This window comes from Sutcliffiella horikoshii, from assembly GCF_020524325.1.
Classification (GTDB): Bacteria; Bacillota; Bacilli; order Bacillales; family Bacillaceae_I; genus Sutcliffiella_A; species Sutcliffiella_A horikoshii_D.
Genome location: NZ_JAIVKY010000001.1, coordinates 36,889 through 53,279 on the forward strand (window position 1 = coordinate 36,889; position 16,391 = coordinate 53,279).

16 protein-coding genes are annotated in these 16,391 nt (G+C 39.6%); 1 reads left to right on the plus strand and 15 read right to left on the minus strand.

All coding sequences use genetic code 11. The features are described from left to right. Positions 1-936: 936 nt before the first annotated feature. From fni to prsW, 9 genes are all read right to left on the minus strand, one after another. A complete protein-coding gene (fni, locus tag LC091_RS00205) occupies positions 937-1,998 on the minus strand; it encodes a type 2 isopentenyl-diphosphate Delta-isomerase (protein WP_226679732.1) in 1,062 nt (353 codons plus the stop codon). Between the two features lie 41 nt (positions 1,999-2,039). After that, positions 2,040-3,182, minus strand: coding sequence for a 30S ribosomal protein S1 (gene rpsA, locus LC091_RS00210; protein WP_226679899.1), 1,143 nt, complete (start codon positions 3,180-3,182; stop codon positions 2,040-2,042). Positions 3,183-3,476: 294 nt separating this feature from the next. Then, positions 3,477-4,058, minus strand: coding sequence for a lysophospholipid acyltransferase family protein (locus LC091_RS00215; RefSeq protein WP_226679733.1), 582 nt, complete (start codon positions 4,056-4,058; stop codon positions 3,477-3,479). A 2-nt stretch (positions 4,059-4,060) separates the two neighbouring features. Then, a complete protein-coding gene (gene cmk, locus LC091_RS00220) occupies positions 4,061-4,744 on the minus strand; it encodes a (d)CMP kinase (RefSeq protein ID WP_226679734.1) in 684 nt (227 codons plus the stop codon). Between the two features lie 98 nt (positions 4,745-4,842). Beyond that, on the minus strand, positions 4,843-5,025 hold the full coding sequence (locus tag LC091_RS00225) for a YpfB family protein (protein ID WP_226679735.1): 183 nt from the start codon (positions 5,023-5,025) through the stop codon (positions 4,843-4,845). A 61-nt stretch (positions 5,026-5,086) separates the two neighbouring features. Beyond that, on the minus strand, positions 5,087-5,749 hold the full coding sequence (locus LC091_RS00230) for a flagellar brake protein (protein ID WP_226679736.1): 663 nt from the start codon (positions 5,747-5,749) through the stop codon (positions 5,087-5,089). A gap of 96 nt (positions 5,750-5,845) precedes the next feature. Then, on the minus strand, positions 5,846-7,186 hold the full coding sequence (ypeB, locus tag LC091_RS00235) for a germination protein YpeB (RefSeq protein WP_226679737.1): 1,341 nt from the start codon (positions 7,184-7,186) through the stop codon (positions 5,846-5,848). 18 nt (positions 7,187-7,204) lie between these two features. Further along, positions 7,205-8,215: a spore cortex-lytic enzyme gene (sleB, locus tag LC091_RS00240; RefSeq protein WP_226679900.1), complete on the minus strand. Its 1,011-nt coding sequence runs from the start codon at positions 8,213-8,215 to the stop codon at positions 7,205-7,207. Positions 8,216-8,411: 196 nt separating this feature from the next. After that, positions 8,412-9,062: a glutamic-type intramembrane protease PrsW gene (gene prsW, locus LC091_RS00245; RefSeq protein WP_226679738.1), complete on the minus strand. Its 651-nt coding sequence runs from the start codon at positions 9,060-9,062 to the stop codon at positions 8,412-8,414. Between the two features lie 133 nt (positions 9,063-9,195). Between prsW and LC091_RS00250 the strand changes: the two genes are divergently transcribed. After that, complete coding sequence (locus LC091_RS00250; protein ID WP_226679739.1) at positions 9,196-10,170, plus strand: asparaginase; 975 nt, start codon at positions 9,196-9,198, stop codon at positions 10,168-10,170. Positions 10,171-10,329: 159 nt separating this feature from the next. Here the strand turns inward: LC091_RS00250 and LC091_RS00255 are convergent, their stop codons facing one another. The 6 genes from LC091_RS00255 to LC091_RS00280 form a co-directional block, all read right to left on the minus strand. Next, positions 10,330-11,298 carry a YpdA family putative bacillithiol disulfide reductase gene (locus LC091_RS00255; RefSeq protein WP_226679740.1) on the minus strand — a complete coding sequence of 323 codons (969 nt, stop codon included), beginning with the start codon at positions 11,296-11,298 and terminating at the stop codon, positions 10,330-10,332. Between the two features lie 112 nt (positions 11,299-11,410). Beyond that, entirely contained in the window at positions 11,411-12,691 is a 1,281-nt protein-coding gene (locus LC091_RS00260) for a Glu/Leu/Phe/Val family dehydrogenase (RefSeq protein WP_223489625.1), read from the minus strand. Positions 12,692-12,891: 200 nt separating this feature from the next. Further along, the gene (locus tag LC091_RS00265) at positions 12,892-13,482 is read right to left on the minus strand and encodes a genetic competence negative regulator (protein WP_226679741.1); all 591 of its coding nucleotides are present in this window, start codon (positions 13,480-13,482) and stop codon (positions 12,892-12,894) included. A 99-nt stretch (positions 13,483-13,581) separates the two neighbouring features. Beyond that, entirely contained in the window at positions 13,582-14,496 is a 915-nt protein-coding gene (locus tag LC091_RS00270) for a MerR family transcriptional regulator (protein WP_226679742.1), read from the minus strand. Positions 14,497-14,647: 151 nt separating this feature from the next. Beyond that, positions 14,648-15,424, minus strand: coding sequence for a metallophosphoesterase (locus LC091_RS00275; RefSeq protein ID WP_226679743.1), 777 nt, complete (start codon positions 15,422-15,424; stop codon positions 14,648-14,650). 68 nt (positions 15,425-15,492) lie between these two features. Beyond that, positions 15,493-15,948, minus strand: coding sequence for a DUF2663 family protein (locus tag LC091_RS00280; RefSeq protein ID WP_226679744.1), 456 nt, complete (start codon positions 15,946-15,948; stop codon positions 15,493-15,495). Positions 15,949-16,391 lie beyond the last annotated feature (443 nt).

Below are 16,391 nucleotides of genomic sequence, written 5' to 3' on the forward strand. Positions count from 1 at the left end.
TCCTCTTATTTCTCGTCACTAAGGTCTTCATAACCACGATGAGGACATCTCTTCCCCTTATTTCTCGTCACTAAGGTCTTCATAACCACGATGAAGACACCTCTCCCCCTTATTTCTCGTCACTAAGGTCTTCATAACCACGATGAAGACACCTCTCCCCCTTATTTCTCGTCACTAAGGTCTTCATATCGACGATGGAGACACCTCTCCCCCTTATTTCTCGTCACCGAGGTCTTCATATCGACGATGAAGAATTACTCTGAACATCCATTTTAAGTTGATTGGTTAAACTCCGCTGTTCCTTTCCGCAAATGGCTTCGCTTTCCGCGGGACGGTGCTTGAGCCTCCTCGCTGCGCTGCGGGGTCTCAATCTACCGTTACTCCCCCGCTGGAGTCTCCGCCATTTGCTCCAATCCACAGCTAGAAATTAAGAGGAACGAAATGTTAGTGCTTTTACAGATAACTCAGTTAGATGAATGCTTACAAGCCCTTAAGTAAATAAAGTCACCTTGTTGATTGAAGTAGAAGGCGCGAAGACGCCCGCGGGAGGAAGGGACAGGTGAGACCCAGAAGACACGCGAAGCCACTGAAAACTGAAATCTAATGTTAATTGTGATTTCTAGCTGGTGATTGGAGCAAAAGGCGAAGACTCCTGAGGGAGATAGCGCTAGGTGGAGACCCCACAGGCGCAGCCGAGGAGGCTCCAGCAGTGCCCCTAGGAAAGCGAAGCCGTTTGTGGAAATCAACAGCGGTGGAACAATAATATCTAAAATCAATGACTTCTTCAGTCGCTTCGATACAAGCCGAGGATGCACACGGAACGCCCTCAGGCAAGCTAAGCGCCTGGAACGGAAATCAAACCGGTTTATAAACTTTCCCTCAAAAAAAAAACGCCTTCTTTCTATTAATCAGAAAGAAGGCGTTGATTTGTGCATGTTAATTGTTCAATATTCTGTTGCTGTAAACGGAGCAATCTACACCACGCTGAGACAGCCAATGATACGTTTCACCTTTAATCACGACAGGAGCTTGTTGTAATTCTTCTATGGTAGAGGCTCCAAGTGCAGTCATCATCCATCTTAATTCTTCATGTGTTTGCTGAATTAATTGAATCAAACCTTCTTGCCCTTCTTCCATAAATACTTTCAAAAAGTATCCTGCCATGCCAACAGCTGAAGCACCTAAAGCTACGGCTTTGGCAATATCCATTGGTTTTTGTATGCCACCAGAGCCGATAATGGAGGTGTCAGGTAAAGCATGTTTCACTTCTGCAATGGAAGCTGCGGTAGGAATTCCCCAATCATTGAAAAACTCCAACCTTTGTGTACGGCGCTCATTTTCTATTTTTGAGAAGTTAGTCCCACCGTAACCACTAACATCAATAACCGAAACTCCTGCATCTACTAATTTCTTAGCAGTCTCGCGACTAATTCCAAAACCTGTTTCTTTTACTATTACTGGTACGTTTAAGGATTCTACAATTCGCTCGATTCTTCCAAGGGCACCGGAAAAATCACGATCACCTTCAGGCATGACAAGTTCCTGGATTACATTTAAGTGAATTTGAAGAGCATCCGCTTCTAGCATGTCAACTGCCTTTTTGGCTTGGTCAAGAGTGGCCTCACTTCCCAAATTCGCAAAGATCAGACCATTAGGATTCGCTTTTCTTACTATCTCGTACGTAGCTGCCTCATCCCGATCCTTAATTGCTGACATTTGAGATCCTACCGCCAAGCCTACTTTGCAATTCTTCGCCACTTCAGCCAGTGCTTTATTGATCTCCCACGTTTTTTCGCCGCCCCCACCTGTCATTGCGTTGATAAAAATAGGCGAACTTAGTGTAAGTTCGCCTATTTTTGTATTCAATTGAATGTCAGTGGTGGAGAGGTTTGGCAAGCTTTGATGAACAAACATTACATCGTCAAATCCAGTTTGCCTTACTTGTCCTGTTGTTAATGCATGTTGTATATGGTCCATTTTCCTTTGAGCTCTACTCACCAGTTATCACCTTGACATCATCATTATTTGTATATCGTTTATTATTTCTTAAGCTTGCTTAGTTTATCCCCGATCATTTCGCCCAATTGGAAACCGCCAGTGTCCTCTGATTGGTTATACTGACTGTAATCCTCTTCTTGTTCAGGCTCTTCTAACTCACGGATGCTTAAGGAAATTCTTTGATCTGATTCGTTTACATCCAACACTTTTACTTGTACTTTATCGCCTTCTGTTAAAACTTCATGCGGAGTACCGATGTGCTTGTTGGAGATTTGAGAGATATGAACCAAGCCTTCCACGCCAGGTAGTACTTCAACAAAAGCTCCGAAGGAAACCAGGCGTTTTACAACACCTTCTGTTACACTGCCTGCGGATAGCTTTTCTGATACTTGGGACCAAGGTCCAGGCAATGTTTCTTTAATTGATAGTGAAATTCTTTCATTATCACGATCTACAGAAAGAACTTTGACATTTACCTTTTGGCCTTCCGTCACAACATCTGAAGGTTTCCCTACATGTTCATAGGACAATTGAGAAATATGAACTAATCCATCTACTCCACCTATATCAACAAATGCTCCAAAGTCAGTAATTCGTTGTACGGTACCTTCAAGCACTTGACCTGTTTCAATGGTATCTAACAATTGATGTTTTTTATTTTGCATCTCTTCCTCTACTACTGCACGGTGAGAGAGGATTACACGATTTTTCTCTTTTTCAAGTTCTACCACTTTAAACGTTAATGTTTTCCCTTTATAATCGGAAAAGTCATCAACAAAGTAATTTTCAACTAGGGAAGCAGGAACAAATCCTCGTACGCCAAGGTCGACCACAAGTCCACCTTTGACTACATCCTTAATTTCAGCTTCAAATACTTCTTTGGATTCGAATTTCTTTTGCAGATCTTCCCAAGCCAAGTCAGCATCCACCGCTTTTTTAGATAATACTAGTAATTCTTCTTCTACTTTTGTAACTTTAAGTTGAAGTTCCTGACCTTCTGAAACGACATCCGTCGCTTTTTCTACATGAAGGCTGGATAATTCACTTATTGGGATAATACCATCTAGCTTGCTGCCCTCAATCGAAACAAGGACCTGTTTTTCTTCTACCTTTGTAACTGTTCCAGTCACTGTGTTGCCAACTTCTAAATTGTTAACTTCTACTTGATTCATGTCTTCCACCATCATTATTACCTCCTCCATACAAACCAGCTAATCCATTATTTATGTAAGTAACGGTAGACGTTACGTAAGCATGTCGGCTTATGCCGGTACATGCGAACTTAACAAAAGTTGCATTTGTTTCGTGTAATAATTCATAAATTAACGGATGTTAACTTACTTGATTGATCGGACAGATCAATTAGAACTGCCAGGTGATAAATTAGCAGAAATAATCTAAACAAATTCCTACATAATTTAGCTTCCTTCTACTAACTTCTAATAAATAGGACATTTTGTCAAGTCAAAACTCTTAAACTATCTGTTTTTTTCGATAAGTTCTTTTATGGAATCCATTACCACTAAAGTAGCCTCTTCTGCAGAGATTTTCTCCAAACGGTGTTGGGTGAAATCAATTGGCTTTCCATACACCACTTTTAGAGGCTGGAACTTTTTATAAGGTCCGATAATCGCACACGGAATTACCGTTGCTTCAGAACGGAGTGCAAAAAAACCTGCACCTGCCAAGCCCTTGCCTAACTCTCCTGTTTTACTTCTAGTTCCCTCTGGGAAAAGGCCTAAAACATTCCCCTCTTTCAACACTTTCAAAGCTTTTCGCAATGCTTCCCGATCACTCATTCCTCTTTTTACTGGAAAAGCATGAAGCTTTGGCAGAATCGTTTTCAAAATTGGTACATGAAAGATTTCTTCCTTTGCCATAAAGTGTACAGTTCTAGGTGAAGTAATTCCGACTACCGGAGGATCCAAATTATCTATATGGTTGGAGCATATTAGTACGGACCCTTCTTTAGGTATATTTTCACTGCCCACCACCTTAATCCGGTATAGTGGCTTAAGTACAACAGAAACGATAAACTTGGCAAATGAGTAAAATGTCATGGTTACCTAGTCTCCTCATATTGATGAACCAAATCCATTATTTTTCCTACAACTTGTTGAATGTTCAAGGAAGTGGTATCAATTTCTTTAGCATCTTCTGCCTTTTGTAATGGGGCAATTTCGCGCTCGGAATCAAGCTTATCTCTTCTCGCTATTTCTTCTTTCAATTTTTCAAGGTCTGATTCAAAACCCTTGGAAAGATTTTCAGCATGTCTTCTATCTGCTCTTTCGTCAACGGAAGCCAAAAGGAAGACTTTAACTTCAGCATCAGGAAGTACATGCGTCCCGATATCTCTTCCGTCCATTACCACTCCGCCTCTTTTAGCTAGTATTCTTTGTCTTGCAACCATTTCTTCACGAACATGTTTATGCTTGGCAACAATGGATACATTATTTGTCACCTCATGTGTGCGGATTTGCTCTGTAACATCCTCATCGTTTATGAAAACATGTTGCGTCTGGTTGTTTGCAATGCGAAGGTCGATATCCATCTTTTCTACTAGTTGTTGTAAAGAAGCCTCATCTTCTAGGTTAACATCTTCTCTAATTGCTTGGAATGTTACCGCTCTGTACATGGCGCCTGTATCAATGTAAATATACCCTAATTTGTCTGCTACAATTTTTGCAACCGTACTTTTACCTGCTGCTGCAGGGCCATCAATTGCTATAGATAATTGTTGTTTCATAGTTCCTCCTGTATGTACCTTTTATCATTTTTCGCATGAAAAAAGCAGGTTTCCCTGCATGTTTTCTTAGACTTATTGCCTATTATATTTTATCATACTCATCTACTTTGGTCGAATGTTTCTATATGTTCTATTATCTTCATGCCACCTACTCCCTCATACTGAATGACCTTGCTTAAAAAAGGGGCCGTATCGGTATATAACAAGAGTCCTTGTGCGCAAATAAGACAAACTAATTGAATAACGATCAGTTTGATGATTATTCGTTCCACTCTTTTCATATTATTCACCTTCTATTACTAATCTCTCTACTACTATCAGTATGGATGAATATGGAATTAATTATGCTAAAGAATGCGTTTTTCTTAACAAGAGTTGCTGTTCAAAGCAGTACTTCATAATGATTTGCCGTTGAATTTCATTGATGGGATCAAATTGCAATGATGCTTTCCACCTATTCTTGACTTGCTCCTCCACTAACCTGATTATTTTACTTTTTAGTTTTAAATAGTGCGTCTCTCCATTGTTTAAATGAATGACAAATGTGGTTAAAATGTGACCCTTTTCAGGAAGACTAGCTTTATCAGGCAAAACAAGTGCAGCCCCCCCTGCACTAATATCGTGTGTGACTGTAATAAAGGGAGTAAAATGATGTGTCAGCGGATGAACCGACACATCCATATTACTTTCGACCCTCACATACTGTCTTCTTTGAACTTTCAACACCTGGTTGTATCCAGGAAACGACAATTGTACCATTGGAATTGCCTGTTTCATTCTTCCAAGGACTTCGCTTTCAAATGTATATGCTACTCCTTCATCTGTCACATAGGTAATGAGTAATTGTGTACCGTTTAATATGTAGGTTGTTCTTCCATTCTCAATATGTGATGGGTAATCCACATAAAATTCTTTCTCTTTAACTTCCTGTACTTTACATCTATATTTTTCCACTTTATCATCGTTTATCACTTGCAGCGTTAATATGACCCCTGGCTTTAACAAAAAACTGCCTCCCTTAAAAAACCGTTCTCTCTATATACTTATTAAACCATTTAACGAAAAAAAGGAAAAGCCAATTTTGACTTTTCCTCCATATAATTACAAATCATATAACAGTTCCGGATTTTTTAATTTTTCCACCTTTTCTTCCCGTCCATCGTTGGCATTGATGAAGATCTGATAGGTGTCATTATCGATTGTCCCTAAAAACTCATAACACAGTACTTCTTCACCGAGATCATTGTTAATGATGGCAAGGGAATCTTCCATGATCATTACTTTATCATTAATCTTCTGGGTTGCTTCCTCAAATGAGATGCCCGGCTCCGGTATTTCTCTTAAATGGTGGGACATTAAATAGTCTTTTGCAGAAAAGCCTACGATCTCACCGGTCTCAAGGCTTACTTTCATTTTGATGGAATCTGGATATATCCTTACCCCATCCACATTTGACACAAATGTGAAGATACCAAGTTTGTTGTATTCTACGCTCTCATATAAATCCAACGTGTCAAATTTATTCTGTTTCAAAAAGTTTCTAGCTTTCTCTGTTGCTTCGTTTAAGCTGATGTTTTTCTTTTTTGATTCTTTATTTTGGACCAAGTATATTGGTATACCGCCCTTTTTGGCAATATCCATGTAAGTGTCCTGTTGATTTTTATCAACAATTTTCAAGCTGTAGAAACCAAACTTTGAGCCTTCGCCATTTTCAGTAATGCTTATTTTTTCGTTTCCTTCAAGTTCTAAGTATTTATCAGCAATCTTTTTTGCTTCTTTTTCTGTAATTGTTTTTCCAGATAACTGACTGAAATTCTTATCTTTTTGATTCATAGAGGTAAACGTCGGGCCGAAGTCTGCTTCATCATAACCTTCCACGTTCTTCTCAACCGTTTTAAAACCATCAATGATCGTATTATCCTGCGGCTGGTCTTTAGCAGAAAGTGCAAGTTCTACATCCATCCACCGCAAATTATTGCTCATAACCATACTTTGAACTCTTCTCAACTCTTGTTTAATTTCATCTGACTTTTGGTAGAGGGCTTGAAGAGTACTATATTCTTCATCTGTTAGAGGATTTTTGTCCAAATCCCTAATTGCCACTTGATACGTATAGTCCCCTGTATTCGTCAAGAACTCTTCCGTTTTGTTAAAAGGCAGAAGTGTCAATGGCAACTGACCTACATCGTTCTGTGCTTCAGATGTGATTCTCCATACCTCCGCAAAGGATGGGGAAAGTTGCTCTCTTGAACTCATAGCCAATGTCGTTCCGATTTTGTCATGTAACAAATCTACATGATAGACAAGGTCATGAAAAGCACGCTGATAATTGTTTTCCGCATTAATGAGGACTGCGTTTTTATCTTGATGCTCTTGATAACCCCAATAGCCTGTTCCTGCTACTGCAATTGCTAAAACAGCGATGATAACAAGTCTCAACATAATTCTTCACCCTCTTCTTTAGTCACAGAAAATGTGCTTTCCTATTCGCTTAATTTGCGGACGTCCCCAAATCCAACCACTTGTTGCCGTATTTGGATTAAAATAATACGTTGCTCCTTCTGATGGATCCATTCCGTTGATCGCATCAATGACCGCTCTTTTTGCTGTTTCATTTGGAGTTAGCCAAATTTGACCGTCAGCAACTGCTGTGAACGCAAGTGGTTCAAAGATTACCCCGGATACTGTATTTGGAAAGGTCGGTGAGTTGATACGATTTAAGATTACGGCAGCTACCGCTATCTGACCTTCATACGGTTCTCCACGCGCTTCTCCATAAACGGCATTTGCCATCAATTGGATATCATTTTCCGAAAACCCACCAGGCATATTGGTTGCACTCTGAGCTTCTCCTTCATCTTCTGCTGGTTGATCTTCAGGAGCTGCCTGTTCTTCAGGAGCCGGGGCAGGTTGTTCCTGTACCGGCGCTGGCTGCTGCTCCGGGGCAGGTTGTTCTTGTTGTTGTCCTGGAGCAGGTTGTTGTTGACTTGGTGCAGGCTTCGCTTGATCCTTTTGCGGTGCAGGAGTTTGCTTTTGATATTGCGTTTTTTGCTTAGCCCACTGATTTGTTGCTCCTTGCTTTGCCTTTTCAACCGTCGCTGGCGATGGTTCTACCTGATACTTCAGTTCCATACCACCATAATGCGTAAATTTCTTACCAGAATTGATTTGTTGGTGGACCCATTCTTTATTGAATTTCGTAGCCTTATGAAGCATTTCTTTCGTTTTTGGCCCAACTAATCCATCCACATGATCTAGGCCAAATTCCTGCTGAAAATTTTTCACAGCCCAGTATGTGCTCCATCCATATACTCCATCAATTCTTGCATGGTAATAACCGTTATATTGGAGGCGGGCTTGCAATTCGACAACATCATTCCCTGTTGCACCTTTTTGAATGATTTGTTCAGAAAAGGCACTGACTGAGTTTTGATTTATCGAAAATAACATACATGCGCTTAAAAGAAACATACATGAAATTATTAGTAACCGTTTCACCTTACATTTCCTCCTTTGTCTTCTTTAAACAATTGTTACAATGTATTTTCTGTAGATATTGGTATTTTATACAGATACATTTGGAGAAAAGAGGTATTCCATAATATGGATTACTCCCACCTAAAAAAATAGCCCACACAAACGTTTTTGTACTTAACGTTTATGCGGGCTAAATTTCTACTGTATTTGCAAGCTTTACTTTTCTTAAACCAAGCCACCATAAAAAAATCATAAATGGAACCATATATAATCCCCAATATTTCTGAGAGAGGATAATCATGTCATACATTCCGTGTAAGAAGATTGGAATAGACAAAGACATTGTAAGGCATATCCGCTTATGCTTTGTGTTCGTGTTAAATTTCCCTTTTCCAAGATAATAGCCCATTATTACGCCAAATAAGGCATGACTGGAGACAGGGAGAATGGCTCTGCCCAAGGCGAGTTCCACTCCATTTGCAATCAAGAAGAGAATATTCTCAGCTGTAGCGAAGCCTAAAGACACGGCTACACCATAAACGATTCCGTCATAATGCTCATCAAAATGGAGATTCTGATAGACAAGATAAACGAGGATAAACCACTTAAAGAATTCTTCAAGAAGACCGGACATAAGAAAAGCTTTTACTATATGGGAGGTGACTCCAAGCTCAAGTTCAATTACGTATTGCATGAACATGAGCGGAAACACAAGCAGTGCACCAAACATAAATATTTTAAATACATAAGTGATGGGTTCTTTTTCAAAAGTATCCTTTAAATAAAAATAAGACAACAATGCTAAGCCTGGAGCAATCCCGGCGGACACAACTGCCAGCATAAATAAGCCTCGTTTCAATCTGTTTTTTTTTATCGTATCATGTTATCGTAATTAATGAAATAAGATGTCTAAACTTTTGGAAATTGTTTGTAAAACATAAAATCACAAAGAAATAATGAGGTGACATACAACAATGAAAAAGAAAATCATGATTATTCACACTGGGGGTACCATCTCCATGTCAGAGGATGAACAAACAGGAGCAGTGTCGCCTGGCGAACGAAACCCATTGACCACCGTTCCCTTGATTGTCGACAACAATATTGACATAGAAAGTCATGAACTGTTCAACTTGCCTTCTCCACACATCACATCCAAACATATGCTAATGCTTTCCAAATTTATAGATCAGCAAGTAATGGAGAGTGGAATCGAAGGTTTTGTTGTGACACATGGAACTGACACATTAGAAGAGACGGCCTTTTTCCTTGATTTAACGGTTCAAACACGGGTACCTATCGTGCTCACAGGAGCAATGCGTTCAAGCAACGAGATCGGCTCTGACGGGCCATATAATCTACTTTCCTCTGTAAAGGTTGCGGCGAGCGAAGAAGCCACAAATAAAGGGGTACTCGTTGTGTTGAATGATGAAGTACATACCGCCAAGAACGTAACAAAGACCCATACATCCAATATCGCAACATTTCAAAGCCCTCAATATGGACCAATTGGGATTGTGACAAAACGAGGTGCGTTTTTTCATCACTCGCCTGTTTCTGAAGACAAATATCAAGTGGATTCCATTACGAAAAATGTCATGCTTTTGAAAGCTTATGCGGGAATGGATTCAAGTATTTTTCACGCTTTAAAAGATATGCAAATTGACGGTGTCATATTAGAAGCTCTCGGACAAGGTAATATTCCTCCAACAGCTGTGGAAGGCATTAAGTCTTTAAGGGAAGCAAACATCCCCGTTGTGATGGTATCTCGTTGCTTTAACGGGATAGTCCAAGATATTTATGGCTATGAAGGGGGCGGGCGCCGTTTAAAAGAGCTTGGCGTTATATTCTCTAATGGTCTTAACGGACAAAAAGCCCGCATAAAATTAATGGTTGCATTAGAAAGTACCAATAACCCTGATAAACTGCAGGAATTGTTTTTAAGATAAAAACAAATTTGTATTAGAGTAGCTAATTAATGCGCTCAACTACCGTTTTAGCGTTTTGTGAGGTCTTTCGGGCGTTGAGACGCCCTCTCTGTTTTCGAAAACAATTCTTGATTGCAATTTGGGGCTTAGATAGCCCCAAATCACGATTTCTACCTTAAACTACTCTCTACCCCTAATACATTCTGCGATCATGCCGCCGTGAAAGCGACCGTTTTCAATAAAAATCTCGTTTGCATTATTACCTGCTGCAATAACACCAGCAATGAAAATTCCAGAAACGTTTGTCTCCATCGTTTCTTCGTTAAAAGTTGGACGTCCTGTTTCCCCATCTATTCCGACACCCATCTTCGTTAAAAAGGAATGATCTGGATGATAACCAATCATGGCAAACACGTGATCATTATAGATCGTTTGCTCTTCGCCTTCTTTATTAACAAATGAAATCTCTTTCTCTGTAATGCTTGTCACATTAGATTCAAACTCCATACGAATGGTGCCATTACGTACTAATGCGTCAAATTCCGGAAGGATCCAAGGTTTCACACTCGGTGAATATGTTTCTCCCCGATAGATAACCGTTACATGTGCATCTGCTTTTACTAATTCCAAAGCTGCATCGACACTGGAGTTCTTCCCCCCAAGAACAGCCACATGTTTATCAAAATAAGGATGACCTTCCTTGAAATAATGCGATACTTTGTCTAAGTCAGCACCAGGCACATCCAGTTTATTGTGGTTATCATAATAGCCCGTGGCAATGACGACATATTTTGTGGAATAGGTTTGTTTGGAAGTATGTACGATGAATGAACCGTCCTCAACTTTTTCCACATGCTCTACTAATTCAAAGGCGTTTATTTCAATTTTCTTTCTTTTCACTACTTCGCGATAGTAGGTAAGGGCTTGGATTCTAACGGGTTTTCTATTTTCCGTAATAAAAGGAACTTCGCCTATCTCCAGCTTTTCGCTAGAGCTGAAGAATGTTTGGTGCGTAGGGTAATTGTAGATGGCATTTACAATGTTTCCTTTTTCTATGACAAGCGGGGATAGTCCTGCATCCTTTAGTGCAATGGCTGCTGCCAAGCCGCATGGACCACCGCCGACAATGATGGCATCTCTGTTTATCACCGTTGTTCAACTCCGTATTCAGTATTTGAGTATTATTAAAATCTAAGAATTTTCTCCTAAAGAAAAACCCCCATCACTATATGATAGGGGATTGTGAAAGCTTAAGCAAATATTAAATCCAGCCTCTAAAGCGGGATGCTTCGGCCATTTTACGTGCACCGACCATGTAAGCTGATAATCGCATGTCTACACGACGGCTTTGTGATGTTTCGTACACATTGTTGAACGATTTCACCATTACTTTTTCAAGCTTTTCTTCTACTTCTTCTTCTGTCCAGTAGTAACCCTGGTTGTTTTGTACCCACTCAAAGTAGGATACCGTCACTCCACCCGCACTTGCAAGCACATCAGGAACAAGTAGGATGCCACGGTCCGTTAGAATTTGGGTTCCTTCAATCGTAGTAGGACCATTTGCTGCTTCTACCACAATTTTAGCACGGATATTATGGGCATTTTCTTCTGTAATTTGGTTTTCAATAGCTGCCGGAACCAAAATATCACATTCAAGCTCAAGCAACTCTTTGTTGGTAATCGTGTTGTTGAAAAGTTTAGTCACCGTTCCGAAGCTGTCACGACGATCTAACAAATAGTCGATGTCCAAACCGTTTGGATCATACAGTCCGCCGTACGCATCAGAAATACCTACAACCTTTGCACCTGCATCATGCATGAACTTGGAAAGGTAACTACCCGCATTACCGAATCCTTGTACAACTACGCGAGCTCCTTCAATGTTAATTCCTTTTTTCTTCGCTGCTTCACGGATACAGATAGTAACTCCTTTAGCTGTTGCTGATTCACGGCCGTGTGAACCACCTAATACTAGAGGTTTACCTGTAATAAATCCAGGAGAGTTGAATTCATCGATTCTGCTATATTCATCCATCATCCACGCCATAATTTGAGAGTTGGTGAAGACGTCTGGAGCAGGAATATCTTTTGTCGGTCCTACAATTTGGCTGATTGCACGAACATAGCCACGGCTAAGTCTTTCAAGTTCTCTAAATGACATTTCACGAGGATCGCAGACAATTCCGCCTTTACCTCCACCGTATGGAAGATCCACTATTCCACATTTCAAGCTCATCCAGATGGATAGTGCTTTAACTTCTTTCTCAGAGACATTCGGATGGAAACGAATTCCACCTTTAGTTGGTCCAACTGCATCATTATGTTGTGCGCGATATCCAGTAAAGATTTTTACAGATCCGTCATCCATACGGACAGGGATTTTCACCGTAAGCATGCGCATAGGTTCTTTTAGTAATTCATAAACTTCTTCCGGATAGCCTAGCCTTTCTAATGCTTTATGTATAACAACTTGTGTCGATTTTAATACATCTAACTTGTCTTCGTTAGAACTTTTTTTATCATTGCTTTTCTCGGCTACCATAAGTAAACCTCCTAGATTGTCTCACATAATAAGATTGAAAAAGTCCATCTTCATGACATAGTATACACCTTACTTCAACTTATGCAAAGATAGAAAATAAACTTTTATTAAAAAAATGTAACCGATTACAAAACGTAAGAAATATCAGAAAATACTAACAGCCTACACTACAAAAAGATCTATGTAGAATAGGCTGCTTTCTAATTAAAATACGAATTTATTTGCTTCAAAGCGGAATGCTTCATTATCAACTTACCGTATTCTTCAATTCGGTGTATCGTCATGGTCGATGGTGTACCGTATTCAGACAGTAGTGCAATTAAGGTATCAATGTCCATGTCTGCATCCACATCTTCTTCCATCAGAAGTAGATAGAACATATGATCATGCGAATAGATGGTACCGCCATTTATATTGAGGCTTTGAAGCCTTTTGGCTAAGTCGATTAAGTGGTCAAAAGATTGAAACACATAAAACAGTTCTTGGCATTCATCTACTGTTACTTGCATCTCTATATAATCATCATTGAACTCTTCCTCTACTTCCTCGTGTTCCGTTGATGTTACAATTACCACCATTCCCTGAGCTTGGAGAGCATAAACTTCCACATTCAATGATCCGCTCACTTCAAAACCCAGTTCCGCACTAGCTTCATCAATCATGTCTCGAAACAGCTGATGAACCTTTTGCGAATCTTTCCATAAATCCTCTTTTGTTAACCCGCGGTCTTCCAAGTCATCAAATGTGAGGAATATCTTTATCTTATTGTAGTTTAAACGTTCCAGCCGCATGAAAGACTCCTCCCAACCTTTAACACCATTGAACTTCTTACATTTTATGATAAAAGGTGTAAGTTGGTTCGTGAGTAATTCTTATTGTTGAGGATGAAATCAATTCATTCTAACCCTAAGCCAATCTTCCCATTCTTTCATAGAATTTCCAATCAGGTGATCAACAAATTGCTTTTTCTTATTTTCTGGCATTTTATCCACTGCAGTACCACCTAAACCAATGAGAAGGTCCGGATATTGTTCTTTAAGATCAGTAACCATTTCTAATGTTTTTGGTAGGTTGATGGACAGTGTACATGACAGAAATAAAAATTTCGGCTGAACTTCTTTTAGAACAACATGAATATCTTCATCAGCAATACTTGTACCTAAGTATATGGTTTCAAAGCCTTTTCTACGCACAAACAGAGTATAGATCAATAAGCCCAGTTCATGCCATTCCCCTGGTCCGCAAACTGAAACGGTTTTAGGTAGGAATCCATTCACTGGTAATCCATGAAGAATCATTCCGATACGAGAACGCAAAAAGGCAGACGCAAAGTGTTCATGGGCACTTGATATTTCATCATTTTCCCACATGTCGCCAACCTTTACTAAGAGCGTCCCTAAAATATCTATCAACACTTTTTCTACAGAATATAAGCTAAATATTTTATCCATTAATTCATGAGCTTGACCTTCATTGAACTCCAAAAGAGCTTCTAGCAATTGGTTTAGCAAATCAGTAGATAAATCTTCTTGATCCGTATGTTGTGGTGAATCTGATTCCAAAAGAGCCTGATTGTTTTTTTCAAATAGCGAAACAGCTTGACTGATGGTAAAGCCTTTATTTACCCTCTGTATCAACCATTTCAATATTTTGATATGCTCTTCCGTATATAAGCGGTGCCCGGACTCATTCCTTACGGGAGCAATAATCTGATATCTTCTTTCCCAGGCCCTTAATGTACCTGGTTGGATACCAAGCATTTTGGATGCTGCCTTAATATTGTATTTACCTTCATTATTTGCCATACAGATCCCTTTCTCTCTTTTCAAAATCATTACTTGCATTATATAGTACGAATGTTTTTGTGTAAACTTTGTATAGGTTTTGAATAGGTTACATTTTTTGTGCAGAATTCAGAAAGGTATACTGACAAAGTAAAAAGCGGAACCTGAGAAATCAGGCCTCCGCTCGTGTAGTAACGGTCAATATATGTGTTTCAGGCGGGGCACCAAGTCTAAGGGGCACTAAAGATGTCCCAAATCCATTACTGATTAACTGTGTTGTATGCGGCAATTGTGTCAGCCTTCCTTTTTCATGAGGACCAAATCCAAAAATCCTAATTTGCCCGCCATGTGTATGTCCGCTTAATACAAGGCTGATATTTTTTGCGTCTGTAAACTTGTCCACGATTTCGGGTTCATGACTGACCAAGATCTTAAAACTGTCGCCCTTTGTTTCCTCCAAAGCAATTTCAAGATCGTCCCGTTCATGGACCATGTCGTCCACTCCAACTAATTCTAGTCGGTCACCTTGTTCACTTTCAAACAAGTAACTGGTGTTATCTAGTATTTTCACACCATTTTGAAGAAGCAGGGAGTCTAATTCGTGATAATCAATTTCATAATCATTATTTCCCCATACGAAAAAAACAATGCCCAGTTTCTTTAGTTGTTCAATATTTTCAGATACTTGTTTTAAAGGCACATTCTTTTCCGTTAAATCTCCACCTATAATCACCAAATCTATGTTCTTAATTTTATTAATGAAATCTGGGCTAATTTTCCGCTTATGAATATCTGAGATAAAGAAGATTCTTATTTCACCAAAGCTTTGCGGAAAATTCGGAAAAGCAAGTGTTTGCTCTATAATATTTTCTTGAATTGCTTGCTTGTACATATATAAAAGAAGTGATACTCCAATAAGAGCTACCACTCCAAGTAGGATCCATATCATCTCGAACTTCCCCTTTTGTGCATAGTTGTAATCCAACTATATCACACTAACCAAAATTTGTATTAAACTCACTTTGTCTCATGATATAAATTGATATCAAACTCACTTTTCATAAGATCAAATACTTGATGTCTCTGCTTCCAGTCTGCAGGTTTTGACCAATAATCATCACTTCGTTTTACCATTTCCTTTCTAAGATCATGGTACTCTTTTTCCGCCTTATCTTTTTTATATAGCAGATACTTGACCATCCCAATTTGGTAACCAATAAACATGACTACCCAAAAATGAATGGAGCGATCAAAGAAGTAAGATATGCTTGCTGAATAAGAAGAAGATCGCTGGAAAATAAAGAAGTAAAGATACATTAAAAATAAGCCTAATGTAATGCAGCAGGATATTCTCCATCTCCACTCCCTCTTCTTAAATGTATCTTGTTTTCGTTTTTTATCCACTAAGAGTTGTAGTGTTTGTTTTGTTGCTTCGTCTGTATGATGGTTAAGTGTCTTTATTGCATGTTCCACTGTCATCCCCTCTTTCCAACCTGTCCTACTAGAAAACTATGCAGAACACAACCACTCTATGATTTAGTATTGGAAAGACAGGAAACAAATAAAAAACCAGGCAGAGAAACGCCTAGTTCTAAAATACAAAATGTTAGTTTTTAATTAATCGACGCTGTTCCTTTTCGCAAATGGCTGCGCTTTCCGCGGGGCGACCTTGAGCCTCCTCGGCAAGCCTGCGGGGTCTCAACATTGCCGCTACTCCCCCGCAGGAGTCTCCGCCATTTGCTCCAATACACAGCTAAAAATCAAGAAAACATAACGTTATTGCTTTATCAGTTTGTTACATGCCATTACACAATCCCCTAGCGAATGAAGTCACCTTGTTGATTGGAGTGGAAGGCGCGCAGACGCCCACGGGAGGAAGGGACAGGGGAGACCCCTGAAGCGTTGTGAGGAGGCTC

Coding starts and splice junctions, on each gene's coding strand:
- rpsA (WP_226679899.1), bottom strand. CDS start 3,182: ATGGTGGAAGACATGAATCAAGTAGAAGTTAACAATTTAGAAGTTGGC.
- LC091_RS00215 (WP_226679733.1), bottom strand. CDS start 4,058: ATGACATTTTACTCATTTGCCAAGTTTATCGTTTCTGTTGTACTTAAG.
- cmk (WP_226679734.1), bottom strand. CDS start 4,744: ATGAAACAACAATTATCTATAGCAATTGATGGCCCTGCAGCAGCAGGT.
- LC091_RS00225 (WP_226679735.1), bottom strand. CDS start 5,025: ATGAAAAGAGTGGAACGAATAATCATCAAACTGATCGTTATTCAATTA.
- ypeB (WP_226679737.1), bottom strand. CDS start 7,186: ATGTTGAGACTTGTTATCATCGCTGTTTTAGCAATTGCAGTAGCAGGA.
- sleB (WP_226679900.1), bottom strand. CDS start 8,215: ATGTTTCTTTTAAGCGCATGTATGTTATTTTCGATAAATCAAAACTCA.
- prsW (WP_226679738.1), bottom strand. CDS start 9,062: ATGCTGGCAGTTGTGTCCGCCGGGATTGCTCCAGGCTTAGCATTGTTG.
- LC091_RS00250 (WP_226679739.1), top strand. CDS start 9,196: ATGAAAAAGAAAATCATGATTATTCACACTGGGGGTACCATCTCCATG.
- LC091_RS00260 (WP_223489625.1), bottom strand. CDS start 12,691: ATGGTAGCCGAGAAAAGCAATGATAAAAAAAGTTCTAACGAAGACAAG.
- LC091_RS00265 (WP_226679741.1), bottom strand. CDS start 13,482: ATGCGGCTGGAACGTTTAAACTACAATAAGATAAAGATATTCCTCACA.
- LC091_RS00270 (WP_226679742.1), bottom strand. CDS start 14,496: ATGGCAAATAATGAAGGTAAATACAATATTAAGGCAGCATCCAAAATG.
- LC091_RS00275 (WP_226679743.1), bottom strand. CDS start 15,424: ATGATATGGATCCTACTTGGAGTGGTAGCTCTTATTGGAGTATCACTT.